16 protein-coding genes are annotated in these 15,981 nt (G+C 60.2%); 12 read left to right on the forward strand and 4 right to left on the reverse strand.

Annotation, left to right across the window (positions count from 1 at the left end; all coding sequences use genetic code 11):
- The first annotated feature begins 1 nt into the window (after position 1).
- The 12 genes from J7399_RS03935 (at position 2) to J7399_RS03990 (ending at position 11,900) form a co-directional block, all read left to right on the forward strand.
- Complete coding sequence (locus J7399_RS03935) at positions 2-1,195, forward strand: endonuclease/exonuclease/phosphatase family protein (RefSeq protein ID WP_209084235.1); 1,194 nt, start codon at positions 2-4, stop codon at positions 1,193-1,195.
- Between the two features lie 5 nt (positions 1,196-1,200).
- Positions 1,201-1,989 carry a 3-oxoadipate enol-lactonase gene (gene pcaD / locus J7399_RS03940; protein WP_209084236.1) on the forward strand — a complete coding sequence of 263 codons (789 nt, stop codon included), beginning with the start codon at positions 1,201-1,203 and terminating at the stop codon, positions 1,987-1,989.
- Positions 1,982-2,716, forward strand: coding sequence for an alpha/beta fold hydrolase (locus J7399_RS03945; RefSeq protein WP_209084237.1), 735 nt, complete (start codon positions 1,982-1,984; stop codon positions 2,714-2,716). The genes pcaD and J7399_RS03945 overlap by 8 nt, the downstream gene beginning before the upstream one ends.
- Positions 2,716-3,495 carry a hypothetical protein gene (locus tag J7399_RS03950; protein WP_209084238.1) on the forward strand — a complete coding sequence of 260 codons (780 nt, stop codon included), beginning with the start codon at positions 2,716-2,718 and terminating at the stop codon, positions 3,493-3,495. The genes J7399_RS03945 and J7399_RS03950 overlap by 1 nt, the downstream gene beginning before the upstream one ends.
- 223 nt (positions 3,496-3,718) lie before the next feature.
- The gene (locus J7399_RS03955; RefSeq protein ID WP_209077618.1) at positions 3,719-4,921 is read left to right on the forward strand and encodes a TCR/Tet family MFS transporter; all 1,203 of its coding nucleotides are present in this window, start codon (positions 3,719-3,721) and stop codon (positions 4,919-4,921) included.
- Positions 4,922-5,009: 88 nt separating this feature from the next.
- Entirely contained in the window at positions 5,010-6,098 is a 1,089-nt protein-coding gene (locus J7399_RS03960; RefSeq protein WP_209084239.1) for a Zn-dependent alcohol dehydrogenase, read from the forward strand.
- A gap of 24 nt (positions 6,099-6,122) precedes the next feature.
- Positions 6,123-6,494, forward strand: a complete 372-nt coding sequence (locus J7399_RS03965; protein ID WP_209061913.1) for a hypothetical protein — start codon at positions 6,123-6,125, stop codon at positions 6,492-6,494.
- Between the two features lie 123 nt (positions 6,495-6,617).
- On the forward strand, positions 6,618-7,847 hold the full coding sequence (locus J7399_RS03970) for a mandelate racemase/muconate lactonizing enzyme family protein (RefSeq protein ID WP_209084240.1): 1,230 nt from the start codon (positions 6,618-6,620) through the stop codon (positions 7,845-7,847).
- Between the two features lie 114 nt (positions 7,848-7,961).
- On the forward strand, positions 7,962-8,252 hold the full coding sequence (locus tag J7399_RS03975; RefSeq protein ID WP_209084782.1) for a metalloregulator ArsR/SmtB family transcription factor: 291 nt from the start codon (positions 7,962-7,964) through the stop codon (positions 8,250-8,252).
- A gap of 6 nt (positions 8,253-8,258) precedes the next feature.
- Positions 8,259-10,676: a ligase-associated DNA damage response DEXH box helicase gene (locus J7399_RS03980; RefSeq protein WP_209084241.1), complete on the forward strand. Its 2,418-nt coding sequence runs from the start codon at positions 8,259-8,261 to the stop codon at positions 10,674-10,676.
- A 77-nt stretch (positions 10,677-10,753) separates the two neighbouring features.
- Positions 10,754-11,416 (forward strand): ligase-associated DNA damage response endonuclease PdeM, encoded by a 663-nt coding sequence (pdeM, locus tag J7399_RS03985; RefSeq protein ID WP_209084242.1) that lies wholly within the window; start codon positions 10,754-10,756, stop codon positions 11,414-11,416.
- A gap of 55 nt (positions 11,417-11,471) precedes the next feature.
- Positions 11,472-11,900 (forward strand): PaaI family thioesterase, encoded by a 429-nt coding sequence (locus J7399_RS03990; RefSeq protein WP_209084243.1) that lies wholly within the window; start codon positions 11,472-11,474, stop codon positions 11,898-11,900.
- A gap of 47 nt (positions 11,901-11,947) precedes the next feature.
- On the opposite strand, the gene folD is transcribed toward J7399_RS03990, so the two are convergent.
- The 4 genes from folD to J7399_RS04010 form a co-directional block, all read right to left on the reverse strand.
- Positions 11,948-12,850, reverse strand: coding sequence for a bifunctional methylenetetrahydrofolate dehydrogenase/methenyltetrahydrofolate cyclohydrolase FolD (folD, locus tag J7399_RS03995; RefSeq protein WP_209077606.1), 903 nt, complete (start codon positions 12,848-12,850; stop codon positions 11,948-11,950).
- Positions 12,851-12,862: 12 nt separating this feature from the next.
- Positions 12,863-13,756 carry a bifunctional 5,10-methylenetetrahydrofolate dehydrogenase/5,10-methenyltetrahydrofolate cyclohydrolase gene (locus J7399_RS04000; protein ID WP_209061923.1) on the reverse strand — a complete coding sequence of 298 codons (894 nt, stop codon included), beginning with the start codon at positions 13,754-13,756 and terminating at the stop codon, positions 12,863-12,865.
- A gap of 11 nt (positions 13,757-13,767) precedes the next feature.
- Complete coding sequence (locus tag J7399_RS04005) at positions 13,768-14,064, reverse strand: chorismate mutase (protein ID WP_209061926.1); 297 nt, start codon at positions 14,062-14,064, stop codon at positions 13,768-13,770.
- Positions 14,065-14,126: 62 nt separating this feature from the next.
- On the reverse strand, positions 14,127-15,803 hold the full coding sequence (locus J7399_RS04010) for a formate--tetrahydrofolate ligase (protein WP_209077602.1): 1,677 nt from the start codon (positions 15,801-15,803) through the stop codon (positions 14,127-14,129).
- Positions 15,804-15,981 lie beyond the last annotated feature (178 nt).

Consider the following 15,981-nt stretch of genomic DNA (forward strand, 5'->3'; position numbering starts at 1 on the left):
GATGACCCAATTCACCATCGCCTCTTTCAACGTCAAAAACCTCATCGGCCCGGATCAGGAATACTACACCTTCCAATCCTACACCCCAGAGGAATACGCTTGGAAAGAAGACTGGACCGCTTCCCAGCTTTTCTCCATGGACGCCGACATCATCGGGTTTCAGGAAATCTTTGAGGAAAGCGCGCTGCGCGATGTGGTGGCAGAGGCCGACCGCATCGGGGCCACCTCTAATGAGGCCGTCATCCCCGACCGCTCCAAGCGCTATCACCGCAAGGCGATCTTCCGCAAACTGGGCTACACGCCTTATGGCACCGAGGGCCTGTTTGTGGCCCCCAACGTGAATGACACAGGAGAACCCGGCAACCGCCGCCCCGGCGTCGCAATCCTGTCCCGCTTCGGCTTTGCGGAACCGCCTGAGATCACTCAGGAACTTTCCGAACCGATCAAAATCCCTTTTGCGGCCTTGGGCGGTGGCGAGGCTGGCCATTTCACGCTCACCCGCACCTCACGCCCGATCCTGAAGGCGCGCATTCCGGTGGGCGATCAGATCATCACCGTCTTCAACTGCCACCTCAAATCCAAGCTGGGGGAGTTCCCACGCGATCCCGAAACCGGTGCCGCGCCTGAGGCTGATCTCACCACCTATGACCCACTTGGCCGCGCCATGGGGGCGATCCGCGCCAGCCTGCGCCGCATGGCCGAGGCTTGGGTTTTACGCCGCGCCATTGTCGAAGAGTTGAACCTTGGCCGCCCTGTCATGGTGCTCGGGGATTTCAACGATGGCGAACATGCGGTCAGCTCGGAAATCATCTCCGGCGAGGTGCCCTTCCGCAACTACAGCTGGATGCTGCGCCATGACGCCAAACACGCCAACGACCGCTACACGCGCGGCGAAAACGACGCCATTCAGGAAGCCGTTGGCGCGGTGCGCCTCACCTCAGCCGAGGCGCTTTTCACCCGCAAATCCCTGCGCGACATGGTCTACACAACAGCCTTTGGTGGGGTCTATGAAAGCATTGACCAAATCTACCTTTCGCGCCATTTCCACCCGGACAACCCCGAGCGCTTGGGCGATATGGAATACTTCAGCGTTCTGAACGACCATCTCACCGATGGCAGCCACGCCGAAGCGCCCTACAACAAGCTCGCGTCTGATCACGGGCAGATCATGGCCCATATGCGCCTGAAGGACTGACTGCTATGCCTTTTGCCACGCTCAACGGCATTCAAATCCACTACCGCGACGAAGGAGACCCAACCGGCGCGCCTGTGGTGTTTATCAACTCATTGGGCAGCTCGCTGCAGCTCTGGGATCCGGTGCTGAAACATCTGCCTGCCGGCCTGCGCATCCTACGCGCCGACATACGCGGACATGGGCAGACCGACGTACCACCCGCACCTTACGCCATGGGCCAACTGGTCAAAGACACCGAGGCGCTGCTCGATCATCTGAACGTCAAAGACGCGCTGGTTGTCGGCCTCTCCATTGGTGGCATGATTGCGCAGGGTTTGGCGGTCAAACGGCTCGATCTGGTGCGCGCCATGGTGCTCTCCAATACCGCCGCCAAAATCGGCTCCCCCAAGATGTGGGATGAGCGCATCGAGGCGGTTCAGACCAAAGGGCTCCCCGCCATCGCACCAGAGATCATGACCCGCTGGTTTGGCCGCGATTTTCAGGCACGTCCCGAAATGGCCCATTGGCAAGCGATGTTGGCGGCCTCCCCGGCAGAGGGATATATCGGCTGCTGCGCGGCCATAAAAGGCACAGATTTCTATACGCCCACCTCCGGGCTGCGCCTGCCAACGCTTGGCATTGCGGGGCCGGAGGACAAAACCACGCCCCCCGATCTGGTGCGCGAAACCGTCGAGCTGATCCCCGGCGCGCGCATGGAGCTTTTGCGCCGCGCAGGCCATCTGCCCTGTGTGGAAAAGCCCGTCGAATACGCCCAACTCCTCACCGACTTCATGAAAGAAACCGGCCATGTCTGACACCTCCACCTCTGGCGCTGACATTCTTCTGGTGCACGGCTCCTGCCACGGCGCATGGTGCTGGCGAGATCTCATCCCCGCGCTCAAAGCGCTTGGCCACCATCCCCGCGCAATCGATCTGCCATCACATGGCGAAGATCAAACACCCGTTGCCGAGGTGACGTTGGAAAGCTGCGCGCAAGCTGTTGTGGATGCGCTTGGCGACAACACCGTCGTTCTGGGGCACAGCTGGGGCGGTTTCCCGATCACCCGCGCCGCCGACATGGCACCGAAACAGATCGCACGCCTGATCTACCTCTGCGCCTACACCCCGTGGGATGGCCATTCCCTTGCCGACATGCGCCGCGCCGCCCCGCGCCAACCGCTGATGCAGGCCGTGGTCAAATCCGAGGACGGCCTCAGCTACACCATTGATCCCGCCCAAACCCGCGCCGCCTTCTATCACGACTGCCCCGCTGGCACCGAGGATTTTGCCAACGCCCACCTCTGCCCCCAGTCGATCCGCGCGCAGGCCGATCCGATCACTCTGGGCGACGGCCACCGCACCCTGCCCCGCAGCTACATCCGTTGCCTTGATGACCAGACCATCCCGCCGGAATTTCAGGTCACAATGACGCAGGACTGGCCAAGCGCAGAGGTTTATGAGATGGCCACAAGCCACTCCCCCTTCTTCGCCGACCCAGCCGGACTCGCCGCGCTGATCGACCGCATTCTGAAAGCCTCCTGATGACCGCTTCCGTCTTTGACAGCCCGATGTTCACCAAACGCTTCCCCGTCGGGGAGGCTGGGCGTCTTTTCACCCACAGCGCCGAGCTGCGCGCCGCCCTGCTGGTGCTGGGCACCTTGGCCAAGGTTCAGGCCACCCGTGGTGACATCCCCGAAGACAGCGGCTTTTTTATCCACCGCAGCGCGATGGAGGTGCAGGTGGATCCCGCGGGTCTGTCTGACGGTCTCGCCACGGATCAAACCTACGTGCCTGCGCTGATGGCCGCCTTTGACAAAGCCATGGAAGCACCGGAGCACAGCCGCTTCATTGGTCAAAGCGCAGACCCGCAGGACATCGCTGACACCGCCCTGATGCTGCGCCTGCGCCAACTGTTGGGCCTCGCGGAAACCGCCCTCAAGGCCCTGCCCGAGACCAATCAAACCGCCGCCGCCCTGGCGGAATTGCCCGCACTGCGCGCAGAGAGCATCCACGCGGCGTTTGCCAAGGATGCCGAGCTCGGCGATGAGATCGCCAAAGCCCTCTCGCTGGGGGCAACGGGAGATGCCCGGCAGAGCACGCGCAGCATCTCACAATGGCTCACCGCCGCCGCGCAGGCCGCTGCCGCACAGTTGCCCCACTGCACCGCCACAGCGGCCCTGCTGCAACAGGTGCAAACCCTCAACGGCACCCTGCAACTCAGCGCGGTTGAACCCCACGCCGCCATGTCCGAAACCTTGCATCTGCCACAGATCGCTCTGGGCAGCCTGTCGCTCCTCTTGATGGCCGCGCCAAACACCTGACGCGCACAAATTGCCACCAAGGCCGAAAGAGTAAGAAAAACCCCACTCGCGCCAAAGGTGCCGTAAGGGAAACATTGCACCCTTCAAAGGCTTGCGCCAGCCTGCCCGCAACTTTTGGAGCTGTGGGGAGGCACTTCAAAGAGCGGCACATCCAGAGGCCAGCTCCCTGCGTACTCACACCAGAATCCCGGCCCCGGCCATCCGCAGGACAGACAGCAGACCTATGAAAAACCGGCTCCCCGTTTTGGTGATCCTCGCCACCGTCATCATTGATGCCATGGGCATCGGGCTGATCCTGCCGGTCATGCCTGATCTCATCCGAGAGGTCACCGGAGGCGATCTCGGCGCGGCGGCGATCTGGGGCGGCGTGCTCTCCACGGTGTTTGCCTTCATGCAGTTTCTCTGCGGCCCGCTTCTGGGCAACCTGTCCGATCGCTTTGGCCGCCGCCCGGTCCTGCTGATATCGCTCGCCGTGATGTCCGCCGATTATGTGATCATGGCGCTGGCGCAAAACATCTGGGTTCTGGTGATCGGCCGCATCGTCGCCGGCATCACCGCCGCCACCTATGCCACCGCCATGGCCTATATGGCCGATATCTCAAGCGCGCAGGACAAGGCCCGCGCCTTTGGCATCGTCGGCGCAGGTGTGGGCATCGGCTTTGTGCTTGGCCCCGCCATGGGCGGCATCCTTGGACAGTTCGGCACCCGCGCCCCCTTCTGGGCCGCCGCCCTGCTTGCGGGCGGCAACGCCCTCCTCGGCTACATGGTGCTCAAGGAAACCGTCAGCGCCGCCAACCGCCGCACCTTTGAATGGCGCCGCGCCAACCCGCTGGGCGCGCTTTATGCGCTCAACCATCTGCCGACGATGACCAAACTGCTGGTGGTGTTTTTCCTCTATCAGGTGGCAGCCGCCGTCTATCCCGCGATCTGGGCCTATTTCGTGACCGAGCGCTTTGCCTGGGAAGAAGGCATGATCGGCCTGTCTCTCTCCACCTACGGGCTCTGTTACGCCATCGTGCAGGCCGCGCTGATTGCCCCAACCATCAAATGGTTCGGCAATCGCCGCGCCGTGATCATCGGCCTCGCGCTGGAGGTCTTTGCGCTGATCTACATCGGCTTTGTCCCCACCGGCATGCTGCTCCTGATGGGCATCCCCATCGCCGCGCTCGCTTCTGTGGGTCTGCCCGCGCTGCAAGGCATCATGAGCCGCCGCGTTGCCGATGATGCGCAGGGCGAACTGCAGGGCATTTCCTCGTCCCTGACCTCACTGGCGCATGTGCTTGCGCCGTTGGTGATGACGCAGGCATTTGCCTATTTTTCCGCCGATCACGCCCCGCTTTACCTGCCCGGCGCGCCCTTCCTGCTGGCCGCCGTGCTCATGGTGCTCTCCCTTGGTGTCTTCATGAACTCACGTAGAGGAACTTAACCTGAAAACGACGTGCTTTGTCTGGAACTGACCAACCGATCACCTCTAAGCTGCCAGAGTGACAGGGACCGGAGGAGGAAAGATCCACATGAGCACAGTCAAAGCCGCCGTTTGCCATGCGTTTGGCGAGCCCCTAGTGGTCGAAGACATCACTTTGCGCGGACCGCAAATGGGCGAGATTGAGGTCACCCTCAAAGCTGTGGCCGTTTGCCATTCCGACATCTCCTTCGCCGAAGGCGCATGGGGCGGCAGCCTGCCCGCTGTCTACGGCCACGAAGCGGCGGGTCATGTGACCTCTGTTGGCGAGGGCGTGGTGGGTCTGGCCGAAGGTGACCCGGTGGTGGTCACTCTGATCCGCGCCTGTGGCAGCTGCCCTAGCTGCGCCGAAGGCAAACCCACCATCTGCGGCACGCCTTATGATGGGGACAAAGGCCCGCTGACCACCGCCGATGGCGGCACGCTGCATCAGGCCATGGCCTGTGGCGCCTTTGCCGAAAAGGTGGTGGTGGATCAGTCCCAAGTGGTGAAAATCTCTGATGACATCCCCATGGAGGCCGCCAGCCTTATCGCCTGCGGCGTGATCACCGGCGTCGGTGCTGTGGTCAATGCGGCTCAGATCCGGGCCGGTCAGGATGTGGTGGTGATCGGCGCAGGCGGCGTTGGCCTCAACGCCATTCAGGGCGCGCGCATCGCCGGAGCCCGCCGCATCGTCGCCGTGGACATGAGCGAAGAGAAACTCGAAATCGCCAAGGAGTTCGGAGCCACCGACGGCGTACTTGCCACCGACAAAAAACCATTTGTGCAGGCGATCCGCGCCATGGGCCGCGGCGCAGATGCGGTGATCGTCACCGTTGGCGCAATCCCCGCCTATGATCAGGCCCCCCGCTACCTCGCCCCGGGTGGCAAAGTCATCATGGTGGGCATGCCCCATTCCGGTGAGAAGTCGAGCTATGAGCCGGTGATCCTCGCTGCCATCGGTCAGGGCATGCAAGGTTCCAAGATGGGCGATGTGGTGATCAAGCGCGACATTCCATGGATGGTCGATCTCTATCAGCAGGGCAGATTGAAACTTGATGAGTTGATCTCTGGCCGTTGGAGGTTAGATCAGATCAACGAAGCCATTGCGGACACCAAAACCGGAAGCGCCAAGCGCAATGTGATTGTGTTTGCCGACTGACCACTCACTGCGAGGAGACCCCCTGTGTTGAAATTTGTCACCGATCTTTTCAAACCTTCGGCGCCCAAACCGCCAGCACCGATCTCCTCGCAGACCTCCATGAATTTTGACACCGAGGAAGTCACCCCCTTCCTCATCCAGCTTGCCAACAACCCCCGGTTCGTGTTTCCCGAAGGCGTGGCGCAGTTGGTGCAGCAGGATCTGCAAGAAATGGCAGTCGAAGAAACCCGGCGCTGGAAGCTGACCTGCGATCTCGACCGTCAGCCGATCCATCTGGAAATCGAAGCCTTCATGGATGATGTGAATGCCCCGGATCTCTCCTTCTTCAGCACGCTGGAGGCGGTGCAGGAGATCGAGCAGGAACTGGAGGCTTTCGCCGCCGCCAAAGGGCTGTAAATCCACGCAACGCACGGTGCGGTAAGGTTTTTGCTCGCCAAAATTCGCACCGTCGCGATACAGACGCGATACCGACGTGCAATTTTATGGTTAATTTTGCCCGTTGCATTGAGGAGCTGCGCCATGAAACTCACCGATCTGGACGTGATCATCACCGCCCCCCCAGCCCCCGGATGGGGCGGGCGCTACTGGATCTTGGTGAAGCTCACCACAGACACCGGCATCAGCGGCTGGGGCGAATGCTATGCCTCCTCCGTTGGCCCCGACGCGATGACCCACGTCATCCGCGATGTGTTTGAGCGCTATTTCTTGGGCGAAAGCCCTGAAAACATTGAACGATTGTTCCGCCGCACCTATTCCTCAGGCTTCACCCAGCGCCCCGACCTGACGGTGATGGGCGCGTTTTCCGGTCTGGAAATCGCCTGCTGGGACATCCTCGGCAAAGACCGCGACCGCCCTGTCTATGCGCTGCTGGGCGGTTTGATGAATGAACGTCTGCGCGCCTACACATACCTCTACCCTCTTGAAAATCATAAGATTTCTGAGTTCTGGACCTCACCTGCGATGGCCGCTGAAAGTGCGCTAGCCGCCGTGGATCAAGGCTACACCGCCGTCAAGTTCGACCCCGCAGGCCCCTACACCATGCGCGGCGGCCACATGCCCGCGATGAGCGACATCTCCATGTCCGTGGCCTTTTGCAAAGCGATCCGTGAAGCCGTTGGAAACAAAGCGGATTTGCTCTTTGGCACCCATGGTCAATTCAACACCGCAGGCGCCACTCGGCTGGGCCAAGCGCTGGAACCTTACAGCCCGCTCTGGTTCGAAGAACCCACGCCGCCCGACAACATCGAAGACATGACCCGCGTGGCCCGCAACGTCCGCATTCCCGTCGCCACCGGTGAACGCCTGACCACCAAATCCGAGTTCGCCACCGTCCTGCGCACCGGCGCGGCCGAGATCCTGCAACCTGCTCTCGGCCGCGCGGGTGGCATCTGGGAAATGAAAAAAGTTGCTGCGATTGCAGAGTGTTACAATGCCCAAATGGCTCCGCATCTCTATGCGGGACCGATAGAATGGGCCGCCAATATCCACCTGGCCGCCTCCATTCCCAACCTGCTGATGATCGAAACCATCGAAACGCCGTTCCACGATGCGTTGATCAAATCTACTCTCAAAGTTGAGGGCGGATATGTGACCCCGCCAACCGCACCCGGCCTTGGCATTGACGTGGACGAAGCTCTGGCTCGCGCAAATCCCTTTGATGGCAAGGGCTTACACCTCCAGATGCAGGACCCGCCTTGCGATTATGTCAATGGGAACAGCTTTGAAGGAGGCGCACCACCAAAAGCCTGAGCCATCTCGCAACCGGATGCTACACATGTTATATGAGAAGTGGACAACGAGCTTTCTGCCATACCGGAACCAACAGACGTGACCCTTCAAGACCCCACCGCGCCGCAGTCCGAAATGGCGAAAAACGCCGATGCTGCAGCGACTTACCTCAAAACCCTGGCCCACTCCGGGCGCCTTATGATTCTGTGTCATCTGGAGGGTGGAGAAAAATCGGTCGGCGAATTAGAGGCTCTGCTGGAAGTGCGCCAAGCGGCTGTCAGCCAAATGCTCGCACGCCTGCGCGAAGAGGGATTGGTGGCGACCCGGCGCGAAGGCAAAACCATCTTCTACCGTCTGGCAGATTCCAACACGTCTCAGGTTATCTCGTTGCTTTACAACATCTTTTGCGCCCCCGAGCCGGAGTAGAACTGTTTGACTGAAGCGCTTCCAACCGCCCTTGAGGATTGGTTTGCAGCGCGCGGCTGGCAACCCCATCCCCACCAGCGCGCCATGCTGGAGCGCGCTGATGCCCCCTGCACACTGCTGATCGCTCCCACAGGTGGCGGCAAGACCCTCGCCGGTTTTCTGCCCACCCTCGCAGACCTCGCGCGCAATGATCACGAGGGTCTCCACACACTTTATGTCTCTCCTCTCAAGGCCTTAGCTGCCGACATCAAGCGCAATCTCCGCGCACCCGTCGAGGAAATCGGCCTGAAGATTCGCATTGAGGATCGCACCGGCGATACCTCACAAACCGTGAAGAAACGCCAGCGGGTCGACCCGCCCCACATTCTGCTGACCACCCCCGAAAGCCTAGCGCTCCTGACATCTTATGAGGATGCCCCACGCATTTTTGCGGGGCTAAAGCGCGTGGTTGTTGATGAAATTCATGCACTTGCAGAGAGCAAACGCGGCGATCAGCTCTTCCTAGCCCTCTCCCGTATGCAATCGCTTTGCCCGGATCTGCGTCGCGTCGGCCTGTCTGCAACCGTCGACCACCCCGAAGAAATCGCCCGCCTGCTCGCACGCAATCCCGATCCTTGCGACATCCTCTATGCGGACCCGGGCCCCGCACCGGACATCGCCATGCTGACAACCGAGGAGGCCCCACCCTGGTCCGGCGGCGGGGCCGCCTACGCCATCCCCGCGGTGCTTGAGCAGGTCAAAGCGCATAAGACCACGCTGATCTTTCACAACACCCGCGCACAGGCCGAGATTTTCTTTCATAATCTGTGGCTTGCCAATGATGAAGGTCTGCCGATCGGCATCCATCATGGCAGCCTCGACCGCGCGCAGCGGGAGAAGGTTGAGGCCGCCATGGTGCGCGGCGACCTGCGCGCGATTGTCTGCACCGGCAGTCTGGATCTGGGTATCGACTGGGGCGATGTCGACCTTGTGATCCAGGTCGGCGCCCCCAAAAACGTCAAACGCCTGATCCAGCGTATCGGGCGCGCAAACCACCGCTACAACGCGCCTTCTAAGGCACTGCTGGTACCTGCCAACCGCTGGGAGGTGGTGGAATGCGTCAATGCGCTGGAAGCAGCCCGTGCAGGCGACTTAGATGGCGATCCCCGCGGTCCCGGCCCGCGTGACGTGCTGTGCCAACACATATTGCTCACGGCGGCCTCTGGCCCGTTTGCAGCCGATGCCCTCTTCGCTGAGGTCGCCAGTGTCGGCGCATACACAGACCTGACCCGTGCAGATTTTGACGCCTGCCTCGATTTCTGTGCCACGGGGGGATATGCGCTAAAGGCTTATGATCGTTGGCAAAGACTGCAACAACGCCCAGATGGGCTGTGGCAGTTGCGCGATCCTCGCGCCGCCGCGCGCATCCGTATGAACGCAGGCACCATTCAGGACAGCGACACCCTGAAGGTGCAACTGAAACGCAATCGGGGTGGCAAGCAGCTTGGAGAGGTTGAGGAAGCTTTTGCCGCGACGCTTTCCGCAGGAGACACATTCCTCATCGGCGGGCAGATCGTGCGCTATGAGGGCCTGCGCGACATGACAGTGCAAGTCTCCCGCAATGCCGCGCGCAAGCCGCGCGTGGCCGTTTTCTCCGGCACCAAATTCTCGACATCCACACAGCTTTCACAACGTACTCTACGCTACCTACAGCAAGCGCATTGGCCTGACCTGCCAAACCACACCGCCGACTGGCTACGGCTCCAACGGGAAATCTCGCAGCTACCGGAACCTGACCGGTTGCTAGTCGAAACCTTTGAGCGGGACGGGCGGCAGAACATGTGCGTTTACGGGTTTGCCGGACGCAATGCGCAGCAAACACTCGGTTTGCTGCTCACCAAACGGATGGACGAATTGGACCTCGCCCCTATGGGGTTTGTCGCCTCAGACTATGCCACTTTGATTTGGGGGCTGGATGAGGTGATAGAACCCAAACCTCTCTTTGATCTCAATGTGTTGCGAGATGGGTTGGACGGTTGGCTGACGGGCAACGCGCTGATGAAGCGCACGTTCAGAGCCTCTGCGACGATTGCAGGGCTGATCGAACGCAACACACCGGGTGCAAAGAAATCAGGCCGCCAAGCCACTTTCAGTTCAGACATCCTCTACGACACCCTGCTCAAATACGACCCAGATCATTTGTTGATGGAGGTCACGCGGATGGAGGCCATGCGTGGGCTCGTCGACTTTGCGCGGATCGAGGCGATGTTGTCCCAAGTCGGAGACCGGATCGACCACGTGCGCGCACCGCATGTCACGCCCCTCGCCGCGCCTCTGCTTTTGGAAGTGGGCAAAGTCCCCGTGCAGAGTGGCAGCGCCGAAGAGCGCCTGCTCGCAGAAGAAACCGCAGCGTTGATGCAAGACAGTGGCCTCGCCAGCGTTTGAACGGAACTTGTGCAAAGCGTCGAAGAAGCAAAGAGATACCCATTGATCTGACCACCTACAGCCCATAAGAACGTACCATGAACGGCGTTTCGATCACACTTGCAGGCTGCTCGCTTTCCGCGCTGGGATCCGGCGCGTTGTGGTGGGAAGATCAGCGGCTTTTGGTGGTCTCTGACCTGCACCTTGGCAAATCAGAACGCGTTTTACGGCGCGGTGGCCCCGCCATTCCTCCCTATGAAACGCGAGACACCCTTTGGCGTTTGGAAGAGGCCCTTGAAGCGACAGAGGCCAGCACCGTGGTGTGTCTGGGGGACAGTTTTGACGATGTAGAAGCTGCCCGTGCGCTTTCAGAGGATGAACGCCTCTGGATCGCTCGGTTGCAGGCTGGTCGGCGTTGGGTGTGGATTGAGGGCAACCACGATCCCGGCCCCGTCGATCTGGGCGGCGCACATTTGTCAGAGCTCCCTTTGCCGCCTTTGACGTTTCGCCATATCGCGCAGACTGGACAAAATGGCGAGATTTCAGGGCATTATCACCCTAAGGTCACGGTCCAGACCCGACTGCGCAAAATCTCTCGTCCTGCCTTTCTCTTTGACAGCGACCGCATCATCCTGCCCGCCTTTGGCACCTATACCGGAGGTTTGCGCAGCGACAACAAGGCGCTGTCAGAGCTGATGCGGCCAGAGGCGATGGCTGTGGTCACAGGTCAAACGCCTCGGCTCGTCACCATGCCCCGCTGACAAGGTTGACGCTTGGGTTTGTCTGCCCTCTTCTGCCTGTGGGAGAGGAAAACAAATGCCACTATCAGAACCAATCGCGCAGAAAATTCACCACAGCTTTGCCAAGCAGGCCATGATGACAACTCTGGGTGCTAAGCTGACCAACCTGGATGCTGGCACGGTGACGCTCAGTGCGCCTATTCTGCCCACTTGCACGCAACAGCATGGTTTCGGCCACGCCGCGCTGTCCTTTGGGCTGGGCGATAGCGCAGCGGGCTATGCGGCGCTTTCCATGATGCCTGAAGAGGCAGAGGTTCTCACAAGCGAAATGAAAATTCACCTGCTGGCTCCAGCGCAGGGAGACCATCTTGAAGCGATTGGTCGGGTGGTCAAACCCGGCCGCCGCCTGGTGATCGTGCAGGCCGAAGTGTTTGCTTTAGACAGGGGCCTGCGCACGCAAATTGCTCTGCTCACGGGCACAATGGTGCCGATCCTGCCCAAATAGAAAAGGCGGCCCAAAGGACCGCCTCAAAATCTTGTATCGCCAAAGGCTTACGCTGTCAGCCCTTCGGGCTCTTCCAAACCGTTTGCGCGGCAACACGCGGTCACGGTATTGGCAAGCAGGCAAGCAATGGTCATCGGACCAACGCCACCGGGAACCGGGGTGATTGCACCGGCCACTTTGGCAGCGCTTTCGTAATGCACGTCACCCACAAGGCGAGTTTTGCCTTCGCCTTTTTCCGGCGCGTCGATGCGGTTGATGCCCACATCAATTACGGTTGCGCCTTCTTTGATCCAGTCCCCTGGCACCATTTCCGGGCGGCCCACCGCGGCAACAACGATGTCGGCCTGTTTGACCACACCGGGCAGATCCTTGGTGCGGCTGTGTGCGATGGTCACGGTGCAGCTGTCACCCAGCAAAAGCTGCGCCATTGGCTTGCCAACGATGTTGGAACGGCCAATCACCACAGCATTCATGCCGGAGATCGAGCCGTGGTGATCACGCAGCATCATCAGGCAGCCCAGCGGTGTGCAAGGCACCATGGATTTCTGACCAGTGCCCAGCAGACCCACGTTGGAAATGTGAAAGCCATCCACGTCTTTTTCCGGCGCGATGGAGTTGATCACCAGATCTTCGTTCAGATGACCAGGCAGCGGCAACTGCACCAGAATGCCGTGTACGGTCTCGTCGTTGTTAAGCTGATCGATCAGCGCCAGCAGATCGGCCTCAGACGTGTCTGCGTCAAGCTTGTGCTCAAAGCTGTTCATGCCCGATTCCACGGTCTGCTTGCCCTTGGAGCGCACGTACACCTGGCTCGCAGGATCCTCGCCCACCAGCACAACCGCGAGGCCCGGGGTGATCCCGTGCTCCTCTTTCAGGCGCGCCACATGGCCCGCCACTTTCTCGCGCACAGTGGCCGCAAAGGCCTTTCCGTCAATCACTTGCGCAGTCATCTTGGTCTCCCCTTACGCATCCGCCCGGGCATAAGACGCCCGGTAATGATCCATTTGCATCCGTGTCGCCAACACGGCGTTTTTCATCAGTGTGGCCACTGTCACAGGGCCGACGCCGCCGGGCACGGGTGTGATCCAGCCCGCCACCTCTGAACAGCTGGCAAAATCTGCATCACCTACCGTGCGCGGGCCGTCTGGCGTCTCAACCCGGTTGATGCCGATATCAATCACCGCAGCGCCCGGCTTGATCATGTCGCCGGTCACCAGACCCGGCTTGCCCACCGCAACAAACACCGCATCTGCGGCACGGCTGTGCATGGCAACCGAGCGGGTCATGTGGTGGCATACGGTGACCGTTGCACCAAGGCCCATCATCAGGAAGGCAATTGGCTTGCCCACGATCTCGCTGTGGCCGATCACGGTGACGTTCAACCCTTCCATCTGCAAAGGCAGGGTTTTTAGGATCTCCACCGCTGCCACCGCCGTACAGGGGCCAAGCGCCAGATCGTTGTAAACAATGTTGCCGATAGAGGCCGGGTGCATGCCTTCAACGTCTTTCAGTGGATGCACCGTTTTCTGCAGCGCTTTCACCGGAATGTGCTCTGGCAACGGACGCTGGATGATGATCCCGTTTACGCGTGGATCATGGTTGAGACCCTGCAGGATGCCAATGAGCTGCTCCAAAGAGGTTTCAGCCGGATAACTGCGCGCCTCAAACTGAACACCCGCGCTTTCGGCTTGTTTCTGCTGGTTGCGGACGTAGATCTCGGCGGCAGCCGTATCGCCAACGCAGATAGAGACCAAGCGTGGGGCCCACCCCAGTTCGCTCAGCGTTTGCGCCTCTGCCCTGACCTCTGAGCGCAGCGTCGCTGCAATCTCTTTCCCATCAATCACTGCTGCGCGCATGTCGTGCTCCGCTATTCGAATTCTATGGTCTGCGCCTCTCGCGCAATCGACCAATCAATCAATTGACGCCACAAGGTTTCTATGAGGTCTGGATCCAGTTCCTCGGCCTCGGCTGTGGCGCGGACTTTGGCCACCACATCTTCGATGCGGGCCGGAATGGAGGCCGGCAGACCGACCCCCTGTTTGATCTCAACCGCCCGGTCGATGTAGGTCGCCCGTTTGGCCAATAGCTGGACCAATGTGCGGTCCAGCATATCGATTTGCTCGCGCAAAGTTGGCATGTCGGGGCAATCGGCAGGGGCAAGCATCGCTGTTCTCCAGAACGTGTCGCGCATGCCCTACCCTGCCTATGCCCAAACCGCAATCCGGATCAGAACAGGCCTTCGATCAAGCCTTCGTCGTTCAGACGGATGCTCTCCGACGCAGGCTTGCGGGGCAGACCCGGCATGGTCATGATCTCACCGCAGACAACCACGATGAAGCCAGCACCGGCAGACAGACGCACCTCACGCACAGGCACGGAGTGGCCTGTTGGCGCGCCGCGCAGCGACGGATCGGTGGAGAAGGAGTACTGGGTTTTCGCCATGCAGACCGGCAGGTTGCCGTAACCCGCTTCTTCCCACTCGCGCAGCTGGTTGCGGATTTTGTTGTCCGCCAGAACTTCGTCTGCACGATAGATGCGCTTCGCGATGGTTTCGATCTTCTCAAACAGCGGCATATCATCTGGGTAGATCGGTGCGAAGTTGGCGGAACCGCCTTCCACGATTTCCACCACTTTCTCTGCCAGCGGTGCGGAGCCCTCAGAACCCAGCTCCCAGTGACGGGACAGAACCGCTTCGACGCCGTGCTCTGCACAGTAGTCTTTGACGGCCTGAACTTCTGCGTCGGTGTCGGTCACAAAGTGGTTGATGCCCACAACAACCGGCACGCCGAAGGACTTCACGTTCTCGATGTGACGGCCAAGGTTGGCACAGCCATTCTGAACAGCTTCAACGTTTTCCGCACCCAGATCAGCTTTGGCAACGCCGCCGTTCATCTTCATGGCGCGCACAGTGGCAACCAGAACAACCGCGGAAGGCGCGATGCCAGCTTTGCGGCACTTGATGTTCATGAACTTCTCAGCACCAAGGTCGGCACCAAAGCCCGCTTCGGTCACAACGTAGTCCGCCACTTTCAGAGCGGTCTTGGTTGCGATCACGGAGTTACAGCCATGTGCGATGTTGGCGAATGGGCCGCCGTGTACAAACGCCGGGTTGTTTTCCAGGGTCTGCACGAGGTTTGGCTGCATTGCGTCTTTCAGCAGGACGGTCATTGCGCCTTCCGCTTTGATGTCGCGGCAGTAAACTGGGGTCTTGTCGCGGCGGTAAGCCACAATGATGTCGCCCAGACGCTTTTCCAGATCTTCCAGATCGTTTGCCAGGCAGAGGATCGCCATAACTTCGGAAGCCACGGTGATGTCAAAGCCGGTTTCGCGTGGGAAGCCGTTGGACACGCCGCCCAGGGAGGCTGTGATCTGACGCAGAGCGCGGTCGTTCATGTCGACCACGCGACGCCATGCAACGCGGCGGATGTCGATTTCACACTCGTTGCCCCAGTAGATGTGGTTGTCGATCATCGCCGACAGCAGGGAGTGTGCAGAGGTGATGGCGTGGAAGTCACCTGTGAAGTGCAGGTTCATTTCTTCCATTGGCACAACCTGTGCCATGCCGCCGCCCGCTGCGCCGCCTTTCATGCCGAAGTTCGGGCCGAGAGACGCTTCGCGGATACAGATCATGGCGTTTTTGCCGATCTTGTTCAGGCCGTCGCCCAGACCCACGGTAGTGGTGGTTTTGCCTTCGCCCGCAGGTGTCGGGTTGATGGCGGTCACCAGGATCAATTTGCCGTCTTCTTTGTCTTTGACGGAGTTGATGAACTCCTGGCTGACTTTGGCTTTGTCGTGGCCATATGGCAGCAGGTCATCAGAGCTGATGCCCAGCTTTGCACCGATTTCCTGAATCGGTTTCTTGTTGGCTTCACGGGCGATTTCGATGTCGGTTTTGAAACTCATGGCGGTCCCTGTCACAAGGATGTTGACGTTCTGACCCACTTCTAGCGCTCACAACGTCACCCGAGGGATGCAATTCCGACATTTCCCGCGCTTGTTGCGTCGGCGATCGTGGCGGTGGTTTCTTTTAGGAAACGTTACGTCAATATAGGCTTCAACGGACCGACGCGCGCTGCGATGC

It is taken from the genome of Shimia sp. R9_1 (assembly GCF_017743775.1).
Taxonomy (GTDB): Bacteria; Pseudomonadota; Alphaproteobacteria; order Rhodobacterales; family Rhodobacteraceae; genus Shimia.

Coding starts and splice junctions, on each gene's coding strand:
- J7399_RS03950 (WP_209084238.1), top strand. CDS start 2,716: ATGACCGCTTCCGTCTTTGACAGCCCGATGTTCACCAAACGCTTCCCC.
- pcaD (WP_209084236.1), top strand. CDS start 1,201: ATGCCTTTTGCCACGCTCAACGGCATTCAAATCCACTACCGCGACGAA.
- J7399_RS04005 (WP_209061926.1), bottom strand. CDS start 14,064: ATGCTTGCCCCTGCCGATTGCCCCGACATGCCAACTTTGCGCGAGCAA.
- J7399_RS03935 (WP_209084235.1), top strand. CDS start 2: ATGACCCAATTCACCATCGCCTCTTTCAACGTCAAAAACCTCATCGGC.
- J7399_RS03990 (WP_209084243.1), top strand. CDS start 11,472: ATGCCACTATCAGAACCAATCGCGCAGAAAATTCACCACAGCTTTGCC.
- J7399_RS03975 (WP_209084782.1), top strand. CDS start 7,962: ATGGCGAAAAACGCCGATGCTGCAGCGACTTACCTCAAAACCCTGGCC.
- J7399_RS04000 (WP_209061923.1), bottom strand. CDS start 13,756: ATGCGCGCAGCAGTGATTGATGGGAAAGAGATTGCAGCGACGCTGCGC.
- pdeM (WP_209084242.1), top strand. CDS start 10,754: ATGAACGGCGTTTCGATCACACTTGCAGGCTGCTCGCTTTCCGCGCTG.
- J7399_RS03945 (WP_209084237.1), top strand. CDS start 1,982: ATGTCTGACACCTCCACCTCTGGCGCTGACATTCTTCTGGTGCACGGC.
- J7399_RS03960 (WP_209084239.1), top strand. CDS start 5,010: ATGAGCACAGTCAAAGCCGCCGTTTGCCATGCGTTTGGCGAGCCCCTA.
- J7399_RS04010 (WP_209077602.1), bottom strand. CDS start 15,803: ATGAGTTTCAAAACCGACATCGAAATCGCCCGTGAAGCCAACAAGAAA.
- J7399_RS03970 (WP_209084240.1), top strand. CDS start 6,618: ATGAAACTCACCGATCTGGACGTGATCATCACCGCCCCCCCAGCCCCC.
- folD (WP_209077606.1), bottom strand. CDS start 12,850: ATGACTGCGCAAGTGATTGACGGAAAGGCCTTTGCGGCCACTGTGCGC.
- J7399_RS03955 (WP_209077618.1), top strand. CDS start 3,719: ATGAAAAACCGGCTCCCCGTTTTGGTGATCCTCGCCACCGTCATCATT.